The 18,656-nt window shown below is 68.2% G+C and carries 15 protein-coding genes and 1 pseudogene; 5 read left to right on the top strand and 11 right to left on the bottom strand.

What is annotated here, in order from left to right:
- Positions 1 to 86, top strand: a pseudogene (locus ABZ880_RS23700) (IS5/IS1182 family transposase); the annotation flags it as partial.
- A gap of 593 nt (positions 87 to 679) precedes the next feature.
- Here ABZ880_RS23700 and ABZ880_RS23705 read toward each other — a convergent pair.
- On the bottom strand, positions 680 to 1,627 hold the full coding sequence (locus tag ABZ880_RS23705) for an endonuclease/exonuclease/phosphatase family protein (protein WP_361266250.1): 948 nt from the start codon (positions 1,625 to 1,627) through the stop codon (positions 680 to 682).
- A gap of 910 nt (positions 1,628 to 2,537) precedes the next feature.
- Here ABZ880_RS23705 and ABZ880_RS23710 point away from each other — a divergent pair.
- Positions 2,538 to 3,311 (top strand): hypothetical protein, encoded by a 774-nt coding sequence (locus tag ABZ880_RS23710; RefSeq protein WP_361266252.1) that lies wholly within the window; start codon positions 2,538 to 2,540, stop codon positions 3,309 to 3,311.
- Positions 3,312 to 3,814: 503 nt separating this feature from the next.
- Here the strand turns inward: ABZ880_RS23710 and ABZ880_RS23715 are convergent.
- A complete protein-coding gene (locus tag ABZ880_RS23715) occupies positions 3,815 to 6,364 on the bottom strand; it encodes an ATP-binding protein (protein WP_361266673.1) in 2,550 nt (849 codons plus the stop codon).
- Positions 6,365 to 6,531: 167 nt separating this feature from the next.
- Positions 6,532 to 7,026, bottom strand: a complete 495-nt coding sequence (locus tag ABZ880_RS23720) for a hypothetical protein (RefSeq protein WP_361266254.1) — start codon at positions 7,024 to 7,026, stop codon at positions 6,532 to 6,534.
- Between the two features lie 1,261 nt (positions 7,027 to 8,287).
- Between ABZ880_RS23720 and ABZ880_RS23725 the strand changes: the two genes are divergently transcribed.
- The gene (locus ABZ880_RS23725; protein ID WP_361266256.1) at positions 8,288 to 8,905 is read left to right on the top strand and encodes a hypothetical protein; all 618 of its coding nucleotides are present in this window, start codon (positions 8,288 to 8,290) and stop codon (positions 8,903 to 8,905) included.
- 220 nt (positions 8,906 to 9,125) lie between these two features.
- Here ABZ880_RS23725 and gap read toward each other — a convergent pair whose 3' ends face one another.
- From gap to ABZ880_RS23740, 3 genes are all read right to left on the bottom strand, one after another.
- Positions 9,126 to 10,124 carry a type I glyceraldehyde-3-phosphate dehydrogenase gene (gene gap, locus ABZ880_RS23730; protein ID WP_361266258.1) on the bottom strand — a complete coding sequence of 333 codons (999 nt, stop codon included), beginning with the start codon at positions 10,122 to 10,124 and terminating at the stop codon, positions 9,126 to 9,128.
- A gap of 117 nt (positions 10,125 to 10,241) precedes the next feature.
- The gene (locus ABZ880_RS23735; protein WP_361266260.1) at positions 10,242 to 11,198 is read right to left on the bottom strand and encodes a helix-turn-helix domain-containing protein; all 957 of its coding nucleotides are present in this window, start codon (positions 11,196 to 11,198) and stop codon (positions 10,242 to 10,244) included.
- Between the two features lie 56 nt (positions 11,199 to 11,254).
- Positions 11,255 to 12,667 carry a DHA2 family efflux MFS transporter permease subunit gene (locus ABZ880_RS23740; RefSeq protein WP_361266675.1) on the bottom strand — a complete coding sequence of 471 codons (1,413 nt, stop codon included), beginning with the start codon at positions 12,665 to 12,667 and terminating at the stop codon, positions 11,255 to 11,257.
- A gap of 139 nt (positions 12,668 to 12,806) precedes the next feature.
- On the opposite strand from ABZ880_RS23740, the gene ABZ880_RS23745 reads away from it, so the two are divergent.
- A complete protein-coding gene (locus ABZ880_RS23745) occupies positions 12,807 to 13,238 on the top strand; it encodes a MarR family transcriptional regulator (RefSeq protein ID WP_361266262.1) in 432 nt (143 codons plus the stop codon).
- Between the two features lie 28 nt (positions 13,239 to 13,266).
- Here the strand turns inward: ABZ880_RS23745 and ABZ880_RS23750 are convergent, their stop codons facing one another.
- From ABZ880_RS23750 to ABZ880_RS23760, 3 genes are all read right to left on the bottom strand, one after another.
- Complete coding sequence (locus tag ABZ880_RS23750) at positions 13,267 to 13,446, bottom strand: hypothetical protein (protein WP_361266264.1); 180 nt, start codon at positions 13,444 to 13,446, stop codon at positions 13,267 to 13,269.
- Positions 13,447 to 13,556: 110 nt separating this feature from the next.
- The gene (locus tag ABZ880_RS23755) at positions 13,557 to 13,997 is read right to left on the bottom strand and encodes an OsmC family protein (protein WP_361266266.1); all 441 of its coding nucleotides are present in this window, start codon (positions 13,995 to 13,997) and stop codon (positions 13,557 to 13,559) included.
- Between the two features lie 405 nt (positions 13,998 to 14,402).
- A complete protein-coding gene (locus ABZ880_RS23760; RefSeq protein WP_361266268.1) occupies positions 14,403 to 15,284 on the bottom strand; it encodes a hypothetical protein in 882 nt (293 codons plus the stop codon).
- 666 nt (positions 15,285 to 15,950) lie between these two features.
- Between ABZ880_RS23760 and ABZ880_RS23765 the strand changes: the two genes are divergently transcribed.
- A complete protein-coding gene (locus ABZ880_RS23765) occupies positions 15,951 to 17,243 on the top strand; it encodes an MFS transporter (RefSeq protein WP_361266270.1) in 1,293 nt (430 codons plus the stop codon).
- A 77-nt stretch (positions 17,244 to 17,320) separates the two neighbouring features.
- Here the strand turns inward: ABZ880_RS23765 and ABZ880_RS23770 are convergent, their stop codons facing one another.
- Both ABZ880_RS23770 and ABZ880_RS23775 read right to left on the bottom strand, forming a co-directional pair.
- Positions 17,321 to 17,791, bottom strand: a complete 471-nt coding sequence (locus ABZ880_RS23770) for a VOC family protein (RefSeq protein ID WP_361266272.1) — start codon at positions 17,789 to 17,791, stop codon at positions 17,321 to 17,323.
- A 266-nt stretch (positions 17,792 to 18,057) separates the two neighbouring features.
- Positions 18,058 to 18,651 carry a DinB family protein gene (locus ABZ880_RS23775; protein ID WP_361266274.1) on the bottom strand — a complete coding sequence of 198 codons (594 nt, stop codon included), beginning with the start codon at positions 18,649 to 18,651 and terminating at the stop codon, positions 18,058 to 18,060.
- Between the last annotated feature and the right edge of the window lie 5 nt (positions 18,652 to 18,656).

Genomic DNA, 18,656 nt, shown 5'->3' on the forward strand with positions numbered 1-18,656 from the left:
GGCGGATCTTCCGCAAGGCGCGTTGCAGCCCGAATCGAATGACGTCAATCGCGGCAGCCGTTCTCACTCTGGAGCGGCAACGCTGAAAGAGCTCACTGCCTGCTTTACGAAGATCCGGCAATTACGTCACGGAAAGCGAGTAGGGTAACTCCGGTTTTAGTCACGGAAGTTGCCACGCCATGGCCAGAGCTTGCACCCTCGGTGGCGCACATGGATCCGCATTCAGTTCGAGCCGAGCGCTCCGGGCGCCATTGCCATCGTCGCCCCGGGTGCCGGGGATGCCGACTTGAAACTCTCAATTGGCTCGAGGGACAGAATCTGGTAGCGGCCTCCGCGGCATGCGAAAGCGTCTGACGCCGGGGCTTCGTTGTATTACTCGTTTCGCACGTCGTCATTCTCCGCACTCAGAAATCCGGACAAGCACCCACAGCGAGGGCCTCAGAGCGAAGGAAGCAGCCGCCACCGCAGAGGGCGGTCGTGCCGGCCATGGACCCCAGATCTGCCGCACAAGGCCTTCTTCATCGCCCATAACCACCAGCAACGCGTGCCATCCCAGCGAGAAATGACGGTCAGGACAAGAAGTCACGCCCGGGATGCGCCGGCAGGTCGGGCGCGCCGCACTGGGCGGCCGCCTGGGACTGCCGGCACATGCTCTCCCGCCGACCCGGCCAGCGGCTGCTCAGGAGACCTCGAGGTTGAAGATGACGGGGCAGTGGTCGGATGCCTTGGGCTTGTCCTGCCCCACCCCGGGGAAGCGAGGGCCCTTGTATCGGGTGGCACGCAGCGGGGTTCCCTTACGGAAGATCTCCGGGAGTGCCTGCGGCACCGCCCGGGCGAGCGATACCGACGGCAGGAGGTAGTCCAGTTGCCGGTATTCGTCGGCGTCGTCCCAGTAGTGCGTCCACCGGTCTTCCTCGGGCAGGCGGGCCACGACGTTCTCGATCTGGCCCCAGGTGACGAGTTGATCGATGCCGGAACTCCCGTCGCCGTCCGGTTCCAGATAGTCGTTCAAGTCGCCCAGAACCACGAACGGATGGTCTCCCGGAGCCTCGTGCCCGAAGCGGTCGGTGGCTATGTCCATCACCTTCTTGGCCTGGCGTTCCCGCTTCCCGCGGGTCTGCGCACGCCCGCCAAGCATCGATTTGAAGTGGTTGACGAACAGCGTGACCGATGTTGTCTGCCCCGGGTTCACCTCGACCTCTATGTCGACCTCGAGGCAGTCACGGGAGAACAGTGCTGCCGTCGGGCTCGCCGGGTCCATGAGGTGCTGGTGCGAGCGAATACGTGTAATCGGCAGCTTCGACAGCACGGCGACGTCGATCAGCCGAGGATCGTTGCCGTCGACCCCAGCGACGTAGGGGTACTCCGAACGCCCCCCGAGGGCCTGGGCCCGGAAATGCTTGAGGGTGTCGACGTTCTCCACCTCTTGCAGGCACAGCACGTCGGCCCGCAGCTCCCGAACCGCTGCCCCGGTGATTGCCTTGTCGTCCACGCCCAGTTCCTCGAAACGGGTCTGGTCGACAATCCACCCCCGCGTATTGGCGGTTGCGGGATCGACATCGGCTTTGAACCGCCAGCGGGCAAACAGGTTCTCGACGTTGAACGTGGCCAGTCGCAGCGTTGTCATGGGTGCTCCCGAGAAGACGGGACTGGAGTAAGGCCGCTGCACAGCAGCGCGCATGGGTGCCGGCGCGGCAGGAGCGAAAGATGCTCTGACACAGTCGGCATTCGCTGGTAGCAGCACGCCCGCACCGACACGTCCAGTCTCCCGCCGGGCACGTCGGCTTGCAAACGCAACCAGGAGCGGTATCGACCCTCGCACCGGAGCCCCTGGCTTCGCCGGCCTCGGCCACCAGGCGGACCGCCCATCAAGATCAACCTTGGCGCCAACCACGGTTTCATTGATCCCCGACGCGAGATCAGTCTTTGTGTTCGATGGTTCCTGCCGCGTCGTCCTCGTCGGCAGATGACCCTGACGGCTGCCATGCACTCTGCGCGGCGCTCTGGCGCCACCCGGGCTTGCGGCTCGTTCGGACTCCGTCGCTCACGGCACGCGTGCCCGAGCGAACCCTGATCGTCAGCCGCCTTGCACACTCGGTGGTTCCTTGGCGGATTCGCCCGGTGCCCGTGACCGCGACGGAGGTTGGGAATCGGGCACTGAGCGCGAAGGCGCGCAGCCGGGGCCGGCGGCGGTGAGAGGGCGGATGTGGCGGGCTCCCGGTCGTGGGAGGCAACACGGCCAAGTCACCCCGAGGTGCCACGGCCTTGAACCCGAAGCACCAGGGCCCGACTCGGGTAAGATCCGCCGCGCTCAACCGGTCAGCAAACAACGGGGGTAGGCCGTGAACTGGTATCAAGGAAACGGCTACGGGGGTCCGCAATTCGGCCCGAACGGGCAGCCAACGGGGCCTGGATCGACAGGTCCCCACCCCTCGCCACCTGCTCCGCCACAGGGCAGTCCGCTTCCGCCGCAGCTGCCGCCGGCGGGCTGGGGCCCCTACCCACCGCAGCCGTATGGCGGCCCGCTGCCGCCCGGCATGCCGCCCATCCCGGAACCGACGCGACGCCAGAGGGTCCTGCGCTGCCTCCGCAACCCGCTGTACGCCGCCCAACGTGTCTTCCGTCCCTCGCGCCCGGACCTCATCGAGGATGCCACCGTCGGCCGGCTCCAGCTGTGGCGGACCGTTCTGGGCATCGCAGCCTGGCTGTGGCTCACGGTCACCTACGGCCTGGTGAGCGACGCCGGGGACGTCAAAACCGCCCTCTCGGACCGGTTCAGCCAGAGCTGGATCAGCGTCCTGGTGCTCATCTGCACGTTGCCCGTGGTCGTCGGCGTGTTCGTGGCCGCCGCCCACGGTCACCTGCGTCGCCTGTATCTGCGCCGCGCTCTGCGCTCCCTGGGTGCGATCGTGGCCCTGGTGGCTTCCATGGCCGTCTTCCCGCTGGCCATGGCGCCGGATGCGGCCACACGGGGATTCCGGGACTTCATCGGAGTGCCGGGCAAAGTCGTCCTCGGGCTGGCGTGTCTGTGGTCGCTCGGGTTCGCCGTCTACGGCATCGGCCTGGCTCTCGTCCACGTCTTGCGCACCGCCGACATCCACCAACTGCTGCCGCCCGCCCTCGCCATCGTCCTGGTGTGGGAGTTGGCACTGCTCGACCTGATCACCGGCGCCTACCCGGAGGTTCCCCCACTCGCCAGAGCGGTCTTCATGATGGGCGCCCCCGTCACCGTGACCGCCCTGTCCTGCTGGGAGATGCGCCGGCTGCGCCACCGCCACGGCCTGAGCCTGCGTCAGGCACTGCGCCCATGAATCCCTGTTTCTGCTCATCGATCATCACCCGCCGACGCAGACCGCCGACTTGCCGGGTGGCAACCGAGACCCGCGCCACGCTGGCAGGATGCCAGCTGCGCAGTAGCGCCACGCCCACTCGTGCATCCGGTCAGCCATCTCTCCCAAGGGCGGCCGCAGGTGACGTGCCCAGCGCTACCCCGCGTCAGGCATCAACGACCGTCCGACACAGCACTGTTCGCGGCGCCTGCAGCGGTGGCCGCGGCCATCACCGAGGCAACGAGGGCGGCCACCTTGGCCACCGGCGCCCAGCCGCTGTGGGGACTACTGCGCGCCCCTCCCCCACACTCACAACGCACACCCTCACCCTGACCCCTGCCCTTCATCACATGCCGCGTGCAGCGCGGGGACGCACTTGTCTGCGGCGTCTGGGTCAGCCGGTTCTCTGCCCGGGCAGTCGGCCCACTGCGCTGCTGGGCGGCTCGCCTGCCACCGCTGCCAAGCCCGACACCGTGGCCGCACTGCTACGGGCCGACGGGCGGCCGGGGTGGGCTGCCCGGGCGGCGTAGTAGGTAGCCCCAGAGCGGGCCGATGTACTCGTCCTCGAGCTCCGCCACGTCTGACCAGCCTCGCTGTTCGACCGGGGCAAGGAGGTCTTCGATGGTGCAGGACCAGGCGTCGCACAAGCGAGTGAGGAAGACCCCGGCCAGGCTGCCTGAAATCCGCCACCAGAGTTTCTGCCAGGTCAGTGTGGTGTGGCTGCGCGCGAAGTCGTAGGCGGAGTCGCGGTTGAGGGCGGGCGGGAAGAGCTCGACGAGTTTCTGGCCGATGAGGAAGCTGCATATCAGTACGCCGTGGTGGGGCAACGGCACATCGCGTCCGGTCAGATAGTGGAAGATGCGCGGTGGGCGGGAGCCCCAGCTCAGTGGAGGTCCTTCGGCCAGGAAGACCTCGTTGCGCTGTGCGGCCCAGGATGCGACGCCCTCAGGCCGGAGCAGTCCCTCGGCCGTCAGTGCGAAGGCGGTGTCGCCGGAGAGGGAGTTCAGGGCGCGTTTTTGGGTGTAGGCGAGTTCAAGCTGGACGGAGTCGGTGAATTGGCCGACGGCTCGCGTGCGGTGTTCCTGTTCCCGTATCCACTGGCGGATCTGGTCCTGGCTCGCCAGTGGCCGTGCCTGGTCGCGTGAGGCCCGGTTCGGCTGTCCCGCGAGGTAGCCCGCGAAGGTGCTCGTTTCATCGGCCAGAAACCCGTTGACGGTGACGATGCCCTGGTAGCTGAGGTGGCTCCAGAAGAGAAGGTCGGCCCCCAACGCGGCCAGGCCGATACGCTGCTGCTCGTCGTCGAACAGTTCGGTGGCCCGTAGGACGAACGCCTCGCGCAGCTGAAGACGTTGTTTCTCGTAGTTGACCCGCCATGTGTCAGCCAGGCTGGGATAGAGACGGTCGAAGACGTCTTCGGGAGCCCCGTCGGCCAAAGTGAAAGGCTGGAGGGTCTCCGGTGCGGCAGCACCGGGTTCCCATGCGCGGATGGGGATCGCGTTTTCCAGTACCAGGCGGCGCAACAGCTGGATGAGTCGTTCATCGTCGGTGCGCCGCAAGATGCCCTCGGCGTCGTAGGGGTCTTCTCGCAGTCGGATGCGCACGGTGGTGCCGGGTGCCGCCCGGCGCGGGGCGGGCACTGTCGTCAGCAGTGGGCGTGCAGATGCCTGGTGGAAGGTCAGGCACCGGGCATCGGCCATGGAGCCGTCGTAGCGCCGTGTGGTGAGCTCGACGTGGTCGCCGAGCATGAAGACGGAGAAGAAGCCGATGCCGAAACGGCCGTTGGGTTTGAAGCCGCCGTCGGCGAGGCCGGGAAAGCGGGTACGGACCCCGTCGGACGTCCATCCGCTGGTGCCGAAGTCCAGCAGGCCGTGGACGAGGATGTCCTCGTCCATGCCGATGCCGTTGTCCTGCACTTCCAGGTACCAGTGGCCGTTGGTGTCCGTCAGGCGCACGTCGATTCGGGCGCCGGCGAAGTCGGGGTCGACCGCCTGCCGGGCGAGTACGGCGTCCTGGGCGTTTTGAATCAGCTCCCGCACGGCCACTTCTGGTTCCTTGCCGTACAGTTGCTCGCCGCCCAGGGTGTCGACCAGGGCCGGGATGTCAGAGATCTTCACCTTGGCGTCGATGGGACGCCACTCGCTCACCGGGAAGTGGTCGGCGAAGCGTTCAGGGGAGTCCACGCCTGCCACCGCGCGCGCGGCGAGCCGGCCACGCCCCAGATCGTGCAACAGTGCGTCGACCTTTTTCAGCTCCCCGTCCACGCTGCGCAAATAGTCCAGGGCCAGCCACCAAGCCGAGGTGCTGTTCGGGCCGAAGGGGCGCAGTGACGTGTAGGTCACCCGGTCGCCGCGCAGGTGGGGGCGGCTGATGTGTTCCTGGAAGCGCCAATGGTCGTGGGAGGCGCCCGCCGGGTTGCGCAGGGCGAACAGGAACGTCGGCGCCCGACGGCTGTCGATTTGCGTGGCGTCGGCGAGCCGCAGAATGCACGCCAGCTTCAGCGGCTCGATGAGCCATTCCACTGGCTGCCAGGTCAATGAGCCCTTCGCCTGCCGGAAACGGCTGCCCAGCATGTCGACGTGCCACCAGTGGCTGGCGGCCAGATCACCGATCAGCGGGCCGTAGGACTCGCGCAGCTGCAGGTCCTGGATGAGGAAGAGGTCGTTTCCCGCGTTGGAGCGCCAGGGCTGGTCGACCAGCCGCCGGGCCTGCTCGGCGTGCGTCTCCCGAATGGCGGTCGCCCGGCACTCCTTGGCAACGTCCGTGGCAGGTCGCTCCAGTTGCTCGGCATCGGGCCAGCTGCCCTGCCGTCGGAAGTGGGCGACGGATACCAGGTCCCGCCAGCGCTGCTCGCCCAGGGCGTCGGACGGGTTCGTAGCGTGCGCGGCCGCGCCCATGGCCGCGTCATGCAGGACAAAGGCGCAGCCCAGCACGTAGGCCTCGGCCGGCGTCAAAGCGACCTGGTCGCCGCAGACCATGTCGGCCGTTTCCCACAGGGCGTCCACATGGGTGATGTCGTGAACGGTGAAGTCGGGCATGCTGCGGGCGTTCTCCGTCAACAGTGCCGCCGCGTTCTCCCGCAGCGCGAAGTACGAGGCGCGCAGGCGTTCCCGCTGGTCTCGGTGATCGTCATTCCGGGGCCGGGCGGCAAGGGTCTTCTGCCACAGCGATGTCGCGGTGAAGTCGTACTCGGCCACGTGAGACGTCACCTCATCGCCGGCAGCAGGAACAAAACGGCCAGCAGCCACATGACGACGACCGAGACGACGATGAACGCCAGCACGTAACTCTCGTACCAGCGCAGCAGGTTGCCGGTGCGGGGCCGCTTGCGAAACCCCGGAGCCACGATCGCATCGGTGAGATCGCACTCCTCGTTGCGGTAGTCCAGCCAGGTGAGCGCGCCCACCACGACCAGCGTGGCGGTGAACGCAGCGACCACGGTGGTCAGCACGAGCAATCCGATCACTCCGCCGCGCGCCGTGTGCGGGGCGATCCCCCACTTGCGGTAGCCCACGAACAGGGCCACAACAGCGGCCACCAACGACGTCGCCAGCGTCTGATAGATAGCCAGGAAACGATGCAGGTTCTCATTCACGGTATGGATCTGCTGAAGGATGTAGCGATACCGCTCCAGTGCGAACTCCCGCCGCACCGCACCGGAATCCCCTACCGCATCCCGGGATGCCTCAGGCGTCGTCATAGAATCCCCGTCCCCCGGCCGGAAACCACAGGATAGAGGCCCCACGCCCCCGCCAGAAGGGACTCTCCGCAAAGGTCCGCACCCAACTCCCCTCACCCGCACAGCAGTTCGCTGCGGCAGCATGAGGTCTTGGGCTTCCGCACGGTCAGGCCGAGCCCGAGTGGGCCTCCAATGCAGCCGCTGGCTCAGCTTCGAAGCACTGCAAGCGGCCGTTCCGAGGCGGTCCCGTCAAGGGCACCGCGCATGCGGCAGGCCAGAAATGGGCCATGTACCGCTCTCCGCCTTTCGGCAAGTTTGCCTCAACCTGCTCTGGCACGGCTTCTCGACCGACCCGTGCACTCCACGCACACCGACAGTTACTCGGATGGTCGGCGACGGGTTTTCGTTCGGGCCTCGGACCTCTCGTCACGGAACCGCGCAGGCAACTGTCCGACGACGTGAGGACGTGCGCCTGGCCGTCAATGATGTTGCCCAGCGGACACAGGCACAACGCCCGCGACGCCGGCCGACCGCTCGTCCTCCCAAAACTCACATGGTCATGAAACGCGCGTCGCGAGACTATGTGTCGAAGCGCTGCCCGCCGGGGAGCCACTTGGCCTCGAAGTTCGAATCGGTCGTCGGGCGCACCGGAGGCCTAATTTACTTCGCCCCTTCACTGACGGACCCCGACGAAAGAATGTGACGGACTGAGCGTGAGCCTCTTGCCGACGAGCTACTTCACTGAGCGTCGGACGCAGATCAAGGCCGTCGTGCTCTGGCTCCTGGGGACGGTAGCGGTGCCGATGAGGCCACCCCGGCTGGCCCCAAGCCACGTGGCGCCCGTGTCGTCACAGCCAAAGGAGTTCGCCTGGTGTCGATCAAGGCAGCGGGAGATCTTGCGGGCTGCTGGCTGATCGACGCAGTGGGCAGTCCGCCGGTGGTGTGAGGTCTGGATACTGACGCAGGTGGGCGAGGCGGGCCCCCGCTACTCGCCTCCTCGATGAAGTCGGCGACAAGGGGCTGCCAGGCACAGTTGGCCGACGGAGTCGACCGCGGATGACGCGCCGCATCAGTCTGACGGCCTCATCAAAGGAATTGAGAGCCGAAGAAAGGCGGCTGCCGCACGGAACAACCCGCTCCGCCCGTCCGTACCATCTACGGCAAGCCCTTCGCCTTGGTGCGGCCCGTCTGTGAAACCAGTGCACGCGGGCCACTCCCCCGCAGCCTTGCCGCGGCCGCGCAAGTCCCCCGTGCGGCTTGCCCTCAAGGAAAGGTCAGCCACATGTCCGAGTCCACGACCGCCTCCACGGAACTCACCTCGCAATACACCGCCCAAGTCAGCAGCGACCTCGAACGCAACCTCAAGGAACAAGAACGCGTCAGCGGCGAAATCTCCGCGTTGCAGCAGCAGCTGGCCACCCTGCAGCACGACCACACCGTGCTGGTGAACATGCAGCAAGCACTCGGCATCACCCCCACACCAGCCGAACCGATCACCACGCCCGCACCCGCGCCGACATCCAGTAAGAAAGCCACATCGCGCGCACGTCCCACCGCTCGGGCCCGCAAGGCCACTGCCACCCCCGACCGCGCGTCAACTCGCAAGCCGGCCAAGAAGGCCCCGGCAGCCGCCCAGCCCTCCCTGGTCGAGCTGATCCGCGAGCACCTTGCCGAACAGAAAGAACCTCGCTCCACCGCCGAGATCGCCGACGCCCTCCAGCAGGCCCATCCCGAACGGGGCATCAAGAACACCGTCGTGCGGACCACCCTCGAAAACATCGTCGCCAAGGGGCAGGCCCAGCGCACCAAGCAAGGCAGCTCCGTTTACTACACCGCCTCCGACACACCGACCGAGCAGCAGCAGGAGGCGAAAGAGACGCAGCCGGAGGAAGCGCTGTAGCCGACTCGCGCACAGCGGGGAGCACGGCTGCCCCGCCGTGGCAGCTCGCAGTGGTGTCGGCTCCATTGAACCGACATCACCTGCGCGTGCGACGCCCCGGGGCAGGGCTTCCTCGCCCTTTCCCCGGGTGGCCTTCGGAGCGCTGGCATGGTGGATCGCCGAGCGAGGTCAACTCGCGTTGCCCTCGCCCGGGCAACGAACACTGCCAAGAAGGGTCCAGTCAGCGCCCGGCGAGGAGTTCGAGTGTGTCGATCACGCGGTTGGAGAAGCCCCACTCGTTGTCGTACCAGGCGACCACCTTCACATGGCGGCCGTCGACGCGGGTGAGAGCCGAGTCGAAGATCGACGAGGCGGGGTTGCCCGTGATGTCGGAGGACACCAGCGGGTCGTCGGAGTATTCGAGGACGCCGGCGAGCGGTCCCTGCGCCGCGGTGCGGTACGCCGCGAGCACGTCGTCGCGCGTCACGTCCCGGGCGACGGTCGTGTTGAGTTCGACGATGGAGCCCACCGGCACCGGTACGCGGATCGAGTCGCCCGACAGCTTGCCGTCCAGGCCCGGCAGGACCAGGCCGATCGCCTTTGCGGCACCGGTGGTGGTCGGCACGATGTTGATGCCGGCGGCGCGGGCGCGGCGCGCATCGCGGTGCGGGCCGTCCTGGAGGTTCTGCTCCTGGGTGTAGGCGTGCACCGTCGTCATGAAGCCGTGCTCGATGCCGGCGAGGTCGTCGAGGACCGCGGCCAGCGGTGCGAGGGCGTTGGTGGTGCAGGAGGCGTTCGAGACGATGGTGTGCAGGTCCGGGTCGTAGGCGTCGGTGTTGACGCCGTAGGCGAGCGTGACGTCGGCGCCGTCGGACGGCGCGCTCACCAGGACCTTCCGCGCGCCCGCATCGAGGTGGGCGCGGGCGGCCTTGGCCGATGTGAAGCGGCCGGTGGCCTCCAGCACGATGTCCACGCCGAGTTCGGCCCACGGCAGCTGCGCCGGTTCACGCTCGGCAAGCACCTTGATGCGGTGGCCGTCGACGATGAGGGTGTCCCCGTCGACGGTCACCGGGCGGCCGAGCCGGCCGGCCGTGCTGTCGTAGGCGAGGAGGCGGGCGAGGGTGGCGGGCTCGGTGAGGTCGTTGACGGCGACGATCTCGAGGGTGCTGTCGCGCTCCAGGAGTGCGCGCAGCACATTGCGCCCGATGCGGCCGAATCCGTTGATGGCGATGCGAGTCATATGCGGTGTCCCTTCGGTTCGCCGTCCAGGCTCGCTCGCCGCCTCCGTCGGGGACAGTGGCGCGATTGCCATGGTTCAAAAGGATCGCGCCATGGCGCCATCGGGCGGGCGCCGGGGTTACTCGCCCTGGGTGAAGGTGCGCCGGTATTCGCTCGGTGTGGTGCCGAGGATGCGGTGGAAGTGCAGCCGTAGATTCGCGCCCGTGCCCAGGCCGACGTCGGCGGCGATCTGCTCGACGCTGCGCTCCGAACGCTCGAGCAGTTCCCGGGCCAGGTCGATGCGGGCGCGCATGACCCACTGCATCGGCGTGTAGCCGGTCTCTTCGACGAAGCGGCGCGAGAACGTGCGCGGGGAGACTGCCGCCTGCTGCGCCAGCAGCTCCAGGGTGAGGGGCTCGTCCAGCCGGTGCAGCGCCCACTCGCGGGTGGCGGCGAACCGCTCGCCGAGCGGCTCGGGCACGCTGCGCGGCACGTACTGCGCCTGGCCGCCGCTGCGGTAGGGGGCCGCGACCAGACGCCGGGCCGCGTGGTTCGATGCGGCCACTCCCAGGTCGCCGCGCAGGATGTGCAGGCACAGGTCGATGCCCGACGCGGCGCCGGCCGACGTCAGCACGCTGCCCTCGTCGACGAACAGCACGTTCTCGTCGACCTGCACGAGCGGGTGCTTCGCCGCCAGCGCGCGCGTGTAGTGCCAGTGCGTCGTGGCCCGTTTGCCGTCCAGCAGGCCCGTGGCCGCAAGCGCGAAGGCGCCCGTCGAGATGGCGGCCAGCCGGGCGCCCCGGAGGTGGGCGGCGACCAACGCGTCCACGACCGTCTGCGGCGGGTCCTCCCGGTCCGGGAACCGGTAGCCGGGGATGAACACGATGTCCGCCCACGCGAGCGCGTCGAGGCCGTCCGCCACGTGGTAGGACAGGCCGTCGCCGCCGGTCACCAGACCCGGTGCCGCGCCGCACAGCCGTACCTCGTACGGCATGCTCGCGCGCGTCGTGAACACCTGCGCCGGGATGCCGACGTCCAGCGGTTTGGCACCTTCAAGTACGAGGACGGCGACACGACGCAGGCGGGGAGCTGACACGAAGACACACTATGCGGACCTGCACGCCTACCGGTTCCGCTGCCCAGCGCGGCGTATCAGTGGCTCTGGGTCTTCGCCTTGCGCGACCGCAGTGGCACGGAGCGGCGCGAGACGGTGGTGCCGCCTGCCGCCGCGCGGGCCGGCGCGTCCGGGAGGGTGAAGGCGAAGACGGAGGTCGCCGCCGCGATGGCGGCCAGGGCCAGGTAGGCGTGTTGGTAGGCGGCGATGGGTGGGTCCGCGGCGGCGGCCGCGGGGGTGTTCAGGACCAGGGCCGTCGTCACCACGGCCGGCGCGAGGGCGCCGCCGGTCTGGCGTACGACGGTGTTGAGTGTGGAGGCCTGTGCCAGGTTCTTGCGGGTGATGGTGGCGAGCGAGGCCACGGTCGTCGGCATGAAGACACCGCCCATGGCGACGCCGAGCAGGAACATGTAGGCGCGGAAGGTCCACAGGCTCGTGTGCTCGTCGCAGGTGGCGAACAGCAGCAGGACCAGGCTGACGCCGGCCAGGCCGCAGCCGACGATGACACGGGGACCGACACGGGCGTAGAGGATTCCGGCGATCTGGACGGTCAACAGGACGCCGAAGGCCTCGGGGAAGGTGCTGAGGCCGGACTCCAGCGCGGTGCGGCCCTGTCCCTGCTGCAGAAAGAGCGGGCCGAGGAACATGGCGCCGAGCATCGGCACCAGACCCACCAGATTGATCAGGTTGGTGTCCCGGAACAGCCGGTTCGCGAACAGACGCAGCTTCAGCAGCGGTTCGGCGGTGCGCAGTTGGTGGGTGACGGCCGCGGCGAGCACAGTCGCGCCGAGGGCGAGGGCGGTGAGGACGACGGTGGAGGACCAGCCGCGGTTGGGGCCTTCGCACACGCCGAACATCATGGCTCCCATGGCCGCCGCGCACAGCAGCAGGCCCGCCACGTCGAAGCGGGGCGGCCGGTGGCCGCGGTGCCCGGCCAGGAACAGCGCTCCGAACAGCACGGCGGGCAGGCCCACCGGCAGGTTGACGTAGAACACCCACCGCCAGGACAGGTGGTCCACCAGCAGGCCGCCGAGGATGGGTGCGGCGGCCGGGGCGATCTGCTGCGGGACGATCATGTAGCGGGAGATGCGCACCTGCTCGGCGGAGCTGAAGGTGGCATACAGCAGGGCCGCCGAGGCCGGGAAGAGCACACCGGCGGACAGACCCTGGAGCGCGCGGAAGGCGACAAGCTGGGACAGGCCGACCGCCGCGCCGCACAGCAGAGATGAGGTGAGGAAGGCGACGAGTGCCATGAGCAGGACGCGTTTGGCACCGAAGCGTTCGACCAGCCAGGCGGAGGCCGGGATGGTCATGGCCAGGCAGACCGGGTAGACCACGACCACCCCGTCCAGGGCGGCTGTCGTGAGCCGGAACTGGTCGGCGATCGAGGGAAGAGCCACCGTGGTGATCGCCCCGTCGACGATTGCGATGAACGTCACGCTGACGCACATCACGGGGACGACCAGGCGCTGGCTGAGGCGGAAGGAGGGGACGGACAGGCGGAAGCGGGAAGGGAGCGACAACACATGCTGAGCATACTCACTATGTGTGTGCTCATAGAATTGGATTTTCGGCGGAACGGGGAGCGGCATGGCAGTCCAAGGCAGCAGCGACGTCCTGGTCGACGAGCTCTACGAGACAACCCAGCAACTGCGCAATTTCGTGGAGGGCCGGCTGCGGACCGGCGGGGCCTCCGTCGCCCGCCTGCGCGCCATGCGAATGCTCGCACGGGCCCAACAGCCGCTGCGCATGCGGGACTTGAGCGAGATGACGGGGGTCGCGGCACGGACCACGACCAGCATCGTCGACGCCCTGGAGCGTGACGGCCTGGTCGAGCGGGTGCGCCATCCGCACGACCGCCGCGCGTTCCTGCTGCGCCTGACCGAGCAGGGGGTGCAGTGCCACCGCGAGGCGGAAGAGGTGGACAGCCTCGCGCTCGCGGAAGCCACAGCCGGGCTCGGCGAGGAGGATCGCGAACAGCTGCGGACCCTGCTCGCCCGCATCCGCACCGCCACGTCCTGACCGCGGCGCTGAGATCGCCGTCCGGGCGTCAGCGCCTGCGGCCGCTCCGCACGGACCAACCGCTGCCGACGCCCGCCAAATGCAAAGCCAGCGCGGTGAGGCCGAGCAACATCACGTTCGTCGAAGTGAAGGTGTCGTTCGTCGAGATGTCCGCCGCGTTGATCAGGAAGGCGAGGAAGAACAGGATCGCCGAGACGATCGCCAGCATGAGGTGCGTCCCTTCGGTCGGCCGAGCCCCGCGTACAGTCCGGATGCCCCGGACTGGCCGGGACACACAGATTCCTCCTCGCCGACACCGCCCTGTACGGACGGGTGAGGTCAGGCGTCCTCGACGGTCGCCGTCACCGGTGTGCCGATCTCGACCGTGCGGCTGACCGTGCACAACCGGTCGTGGGAGGTCTTGACCGCCCGAGGAAGAATGGCCCGCGCACGGTCCGCTCCGTCGCCATCCGGGAAGGTGACGGAGAAGGAAACCTTGAGGTCGGTCATTCGGTTGCCGAGCTCGTCATTGATCTTGTCACCGGTCACCGTGACGGAGAATCTGGTGGGCTCCGCGTGACGGCTGGTGGCGATGTCCACATCCACCGCCGTACAGCCGCCCAGGGCCGCGAGCAACAACTCCACCGGAGTGAACTCGGCGTCCGCCTGCGGGTCGGAACCGGTCCCGAAGGCGATCGTGCCGCCTCGGGGGTTCCTCGCGATGAAGTGGCCGGTGGCGGTTCGCTCGACGCTGACGGAGCGCAGGGAGTCTTCGGTCATACGACGACCCTAGTGCCGTGGGGCGACGGGGCCGGGGAGGTCCGCCTGGCCGGACAGGCGGACTGAGCCGACAGCCGGCCACGGCACCGGCGCCCGCTGCGGCTGCGACTGCGACTGCGCGCAAGGCAACCGCCTCAGATCGCCGAGGGCTCGTGGCCACTGGCTGCCACGAGCCCCCCGGCATGCAATGTGCGTGCACGTCGAGAGGTTCCAGCGGCCGCGAGTCCACCTCACGGCCAGGAGACGCATCCGGCGTAACACGCCGCTCAGGTCAGGTGATCCGGCTGCCGCTTGCGCAACCGCTTTCGAGGCGTGCCGATCCGCGGCGCGTCACCGCGGAGTCCGTGAATTGGTGAACTGGGCGGAGAAGTGACCGACATACGGCCGGCCACTGGGACGGTGAGGTCACGGGCGCGGTCCGACGAACTTCTGGGCGCGGGCCAGCGCCTGCCATGGGAGGCGACGGTGCGTGGCGAGTTCGTCCCCGTAGCGGTCGGTCAGCTTCTCGATGTAGTGGGCCTCGCGAGCCCGACGGACTTGAGCGAGGTTGCACGGGCGCAGTCGGCATCGGCCACCGCGATGTCCTTCTCGGCCTTGAACCCCCCTCTCGAACGCCTTCCCGGTCCGGCCCCGGGTCCCTTCCCGGGCGGCCTCCTGGGCCTCACCCGGGTCGTCGTACGGATGGCTCGCCTGGCGCATGCCGACCGACCAGCGCCGCAGCGCCGTGCGGAAAAGCTGGTCACGCATCAGCTCGGGCACGTACAGCAGGCGGAGGTTGTCGGCGACCTTGTCCGCGCGGAACCACGTCTTGAGATCACCGCAGAGCCGTTCCTCAGCCTCCCCGGTGCAGCCGCCCGCCTTGCGGCGGATGGTGCCGCCGCCGGGCACCTCGGCGGTGAGAACCGGCGTGTCGGGGCCTCCGTCCAGGGCCTGGTCGTAGGCGCGGCCCCGCTCGCCCGAGAGCGAACGTCGGTAGGCGCCATTGGGATTGTGCAGCCTCGCCCACGTGGCCTTCGCGTCGATACGGCTGCCGTAGCCGTGCTCGCGTGCCCAGGCGACGTCGTCCTGGACATAGCCGACCGGGCGGCTCTCCTCCTGGGTCAGCGGATGCCACTCCCAGTAGTGGAAGCCCTGCCGGTTCATGCAGCGCTTGACCAGTCGCTGCTCGGCGTCGGAGACCCGCAGGTCCTCGGCGCGTGTGAGGTCCCGGGCCGCAACCGGCGCCGCCGGGCTGCGGTCCGGGACCCCGCAGCCGGTCAGCGTGACGCCGGCGAGAATTGCCGCCATGGCGAGAGTTGCGGATATGCGTCGCACGGGAACGGTCAGCCCCCGTCGACGTGGCCGTTCCCTTCAAAATGGCCGCTGCCCTCGAAGTGGCCGCTCGCTTCGGAATTCTCGTGGTAACCGGCCAGTTCGGATGTCCCGTGCCGGCTGTCAGCAGACGCTGCGCCGGTCCCTAAGATCAGACCGCCCAGGATCAGTGCGCCAACCGTGGCGCCGGTAACCAGCCTTGTGCGAAGCACGTGTACTGCCTCCGCTCTTGGTTTCCGGTGGTCCCTGACCCGTGGTGCCCGTAGCGCTCCTGGAGTTGGCGGCGCGTACCGAAGGGCTCTTTGTCCGCTCCCGGTCCCCGGGGCGACGTGCAGGCCGTAGCGCACCCAGACCTTCGAGTTCGCCGCGCGCAAGAAAGCGAACTGCTCTCCCGCCGCCGCCTCGGACGAGGTGACCGAGGCTGCCGCGCGATTCCTGTTGCATGCCGTCCAGTCTGGAGCTGGAGAGCAGAGTGCCAGGAGTGCCAAGTGACCAGCTTTTGCGGGCAGTTGTCATCACTTGGCATGACATCTGTCACTCGGCGACCCAGAGAGGGGGGCGGATCCGATGACGCCACGGGCACGTGCGCCCCCGCCGAAAACCACTTGAGGCGTGGAGCAGGCGCTGGCACGGTTGCCCCTCGTGCCTGCAACAGATGCACCCGAAAGCCGAGATCCTGAACCACCTGACAGCGACGCATCACCGGTCACTGGCACCCACCACGCGTCCGGGCAACCGCTCCGCTCCCCCGCCTTCCGGTGGTTTCTGAGCGGCCAGTCGATCTCCATGGTCGGCAGTGCCATGTCACCGGTCGCTCTGGCCTTCGGCGTCCTGGAGGTCACCCACAGCGCGGCCTGGCTGTCCCTGGTCACCACGGCGGCCTTGGTCCCCATGGTCGCGGCGCTCCTGCTGGGCGGCAGCATCGCCGACCGGCACCGGCGCGACACGGTGCTGTGCCTCACGAGCCTGGGCGCCGGTCTCACGCAGGTCGGCGTCGCGTTCGTCCTTCTGGCCCACCTGCAACCGGCGCTCCTGCTGCCGCTGTCCGCCCTCAACGGAATCTTTCAGGGACTGACCAAGCCCGCATTGCGCGGCATCGTCTCGAATCTGGCGGCGGGGCGCGGCATCCAGCAGGCCAGTTCCCTGCTGGCATCCGTCCGGAACACCACCCGGATCACGGGCCCGGCCACGGCCGGACTGTTGACCGCCTCAGCCGGAGGCGGCTGGGCGATCGCCGCGGACGCCGTGTCCTTCCTCCTGGCAGCCGCGTGCTTCGCCCGGATGTCGCTCCCGGACCCGCCACCGCGCGCCCACGACAGCGACGCGACAATGCTCGGCGAACTGCTGGAGGGCTGGGCCTACTTCAGCTCCCAACCATGGATCTGGACGGTGACCTCGGCCTTTGCCGTCTTCAACGCCCTGAACATGGGCGTATGGCAGATCCTGGGACCTGTCATCGCGAACGACACGATCGGAGCGAATGGTTGGGGCCTCGTCCTCGGCGCCCGAGGCGTCGGAGCGCTGCTCGCCAGTGTGGCGATGGTGAAGCTGACGGTACGTCAACCCATGGCACCGGCACTGTCCTTGATGTCACTGTCCGCCGTCCCCTTGATCTTGCTCGGCATCGGCGTGAACACCCTCTGGCTGGCTGCCGCCGCGTTCGTGTCGGGAGTGGCCTCCGAGTTCTTCACCGTCGTGTGGGAGACCGTGTGCAACACCCACATCCCGGAGCGGCTGCTCTCCCGGGTCGGCGCCCAGGACGAGTTCTGGTCCTTCGTCCCCATCCCCCTCGGCCAACTGTCCACGCCGATCCTCGTCGCGGCATTCGGGACGACCGCAGTCGCCGTCACCGGCGGTGGCGTGGCGGCAGTGGCGATGCTGGTGCCGTTACTGGTGTCGTCGCTTCGGCGGATCAGCACTGTCCACGCTGGATGATTGGTCCGTGCGCCTGGCCAGACCACGCGCCATGAGTCGATGCGCGACCCTGCCGACGCATGTGACGGCAGGCCCGATTAGCGTGGGAACCGACCCAGGGGTGACGTGTCGCCCACGGACCACCTGTGACCAAATTGGTCCGTGAAGCCACCTTGACGGTGCGTCCCCCAGGGCACGCGGTGATCCTCGATTTCCGCTCCGGCGGTTGCGCCGGCGGCGACGGCGCGCTCGATGAAGGTGTCGGGGTCATCGACGAACAGCTCAATGCAGGTGGTCGTGACCCCCACCTGGCCGGGACTGGTCTCTGCGGGGTTGTTCGGATTGACCTCATGGAGGAAGAAGACGGCGCCACCGATCTCAAGGCCCGCCACGCCACCAAGGTTCCACAGCTCCGTCGCGCCCAGTGCAGTCTTGCACCAGGCGACCGCTGCATCTGCATCTGCATCTGCATCTGCATCTGGAACGATCAACATCACAGAAATCACTGGTGGTGAAGCGGACACCGTGTCGCCGGACAGGTCGGGACGACCTTTCGGTTCCTCAGTCATGACCACAACATGCCGGATACCGCGAGCAGCGTCTCCCAGTCTGGCCGACAGCCCGACTCCACCACCACCGGCAGCAGATGACGAAGTGTCACCGCCGTCCAACCTTGCTGAGATCACTTCAGTGGACCGCAATTCCCTGCCAGACGCTTGCCTGCCAGAGAACGGATATCGTCAGAGCGACGAGAGTGACGCGCCGATGCCCTGGGCGCAGCGCGATTCGGCTCCCGGCATGCTGGGGGCGGTCGCGGACTTCTCTGCACGTGCACTCAACAGCCTTCGTCGGCTTCCCGTGCGACACGCTCCAGGCGGCTCCGATAGTTCTCCCACCACGCCGAATCGCCGGGCGCCATGCTGTCGTTGCCCTTGTCCATCCCGACGGTGCCGTCGATGAGTTCGCGCAGGATGTCGGCGTGGCCGGCGTGCCGTTGTGTATCGGCAATCACGCGCACCACCGCATGGTGCAACGTCACCTCGTCCCTGCCGCTCGGCCACCACGGCACCCTGCCGACCGTGTCCAGCGCCAGCGCGTCGAGCGTCGCGTCCGCGTGCGCCCACGCCCGGCGGTAGAGCTCGACGATGTACTCGCGTGACTCGTCGGCGGTGGCCCACATGTCCGCGTTGGGCTCGGCGTCGCCGTTCATCCAGGGCAGCGGCCCGTCGGACGGCCGCCCGAAGGTGTCCCCGAGGTAGCCCAACTCCGCACCGGTCGCGTGCTTCACCAGACCCAGGAGGTTGGTGCCGGTCGGCGTCATGGGTCTGCGGATGTCGTACTCCGAGAGTCCCTCGAGCTTCCACAGCAAGGCGTCGCGGGCGGACTGCAGGTAAAAGTGAAGGTCGGCCTTGGGATCCGATGTGGTCATGGCGT

The sequence above is a fragment of the Streptomyces sp. NPDC047043 genome, from assembly GCF_040644055.1.
GTDB lineage: Bacteria > Actinomycetota > Actinomycetes > Streptomycetales > Streptomycetaceae > Streptomyces.

Bases quoted from the DNA above. Each gene is read 5' to 3' on its own strand.
- ABZ880_RS23720 (WP_361266254.1), bottom strand. From the start codon at position 7,026: ATGACGACGCCTGAGGCATCCCGGGATGCGGTAGGGGATTCCGGTGCG.
- ABZ880_RS23710 (WP_361266252.1), top strand. From the start codon at position 2,538: ATGCCGCCCATCCCGGAACCGACGCGACGCCAGAGGGTCCTGCGCTGC.
- ABZ880_RS23715 (WP_361266673.1), bottom strand. From the start codon at position 6,364: ATGCCCGACTTCACCGTTCACGACATCACCCATGTGGACGCCCTGTGG.
- ABZ880_RS23705 (WP_361266250.1), bottom strand. From the start codon at position 1,627: ATGACAACGCTGCGACTGGCCACGTTCAACGTCGAGAACCTGTTTGCC.
- ABZ880_RS23740 (WP_361266675.1), bottom strand. From the start codon at position 12,667: ATGTGCGTCAGCGTGACGTTCATCGCAATCGTCGACGGGGCGATCACC.
- ABZ880_RS23745 (WP_361266262.1), top strand. From the start codon at position 12,807: ATGGCAGTCCAAGGCAGCAGCGACGTCCTGGTCGACGAGCTCTACGAG.
- gap (WP_361266258.1), bottom strand. From the start codon at position 10,124: ATGACTCGCATCGCCATCAACGGATTCGGCCGCATCGGGCGCAATGTG.
- ABZ880_RS23750 (WP_361266264.1), bottom strand. From the start codon at position 13,446: ATGCTGGCGATCGTCTCGGCGATCCTGTTCTTCCTCGCCTTCCTGATC.
- ABZ880_RS23755 (WP_361266266.1), bottom strand. From the start codon at position 13,997: ATGACCGAAGACTCCCTGCGCTCCGTCAGCGTCGAGCGAACCGCCACC.
- ABZ880_RS23760 (WP_361266268.1), bottom strand. From the start codon at position 15,284: ATGGCGGCAATTCTCGCCGGCGTCACGCTGACCGGCTGCGGGGTCCCG.
- ABZ880_RS23770 (WP_361266272.1), bottom strand. From the start codon at position 17,791: ATGACTGAGGAACCGAAAGGTCGTCCCGACCTGTCCGGCGACACGGTG.
- ABZ880_RS23725 (WP_361266256.1), top strand. From the start codon at position 8,288: ATGTCCGAGTCCACGACCGCCTCCACGGAACTCACCTCGCAATACACC.
- ABZ880_RS23775 (WP_361266274.1), bottom strand. From the start codon at position 18,651: ATGACCACATCGGATCCCAAGGCCGACCTTCACTTTTACCTGCAGTCC.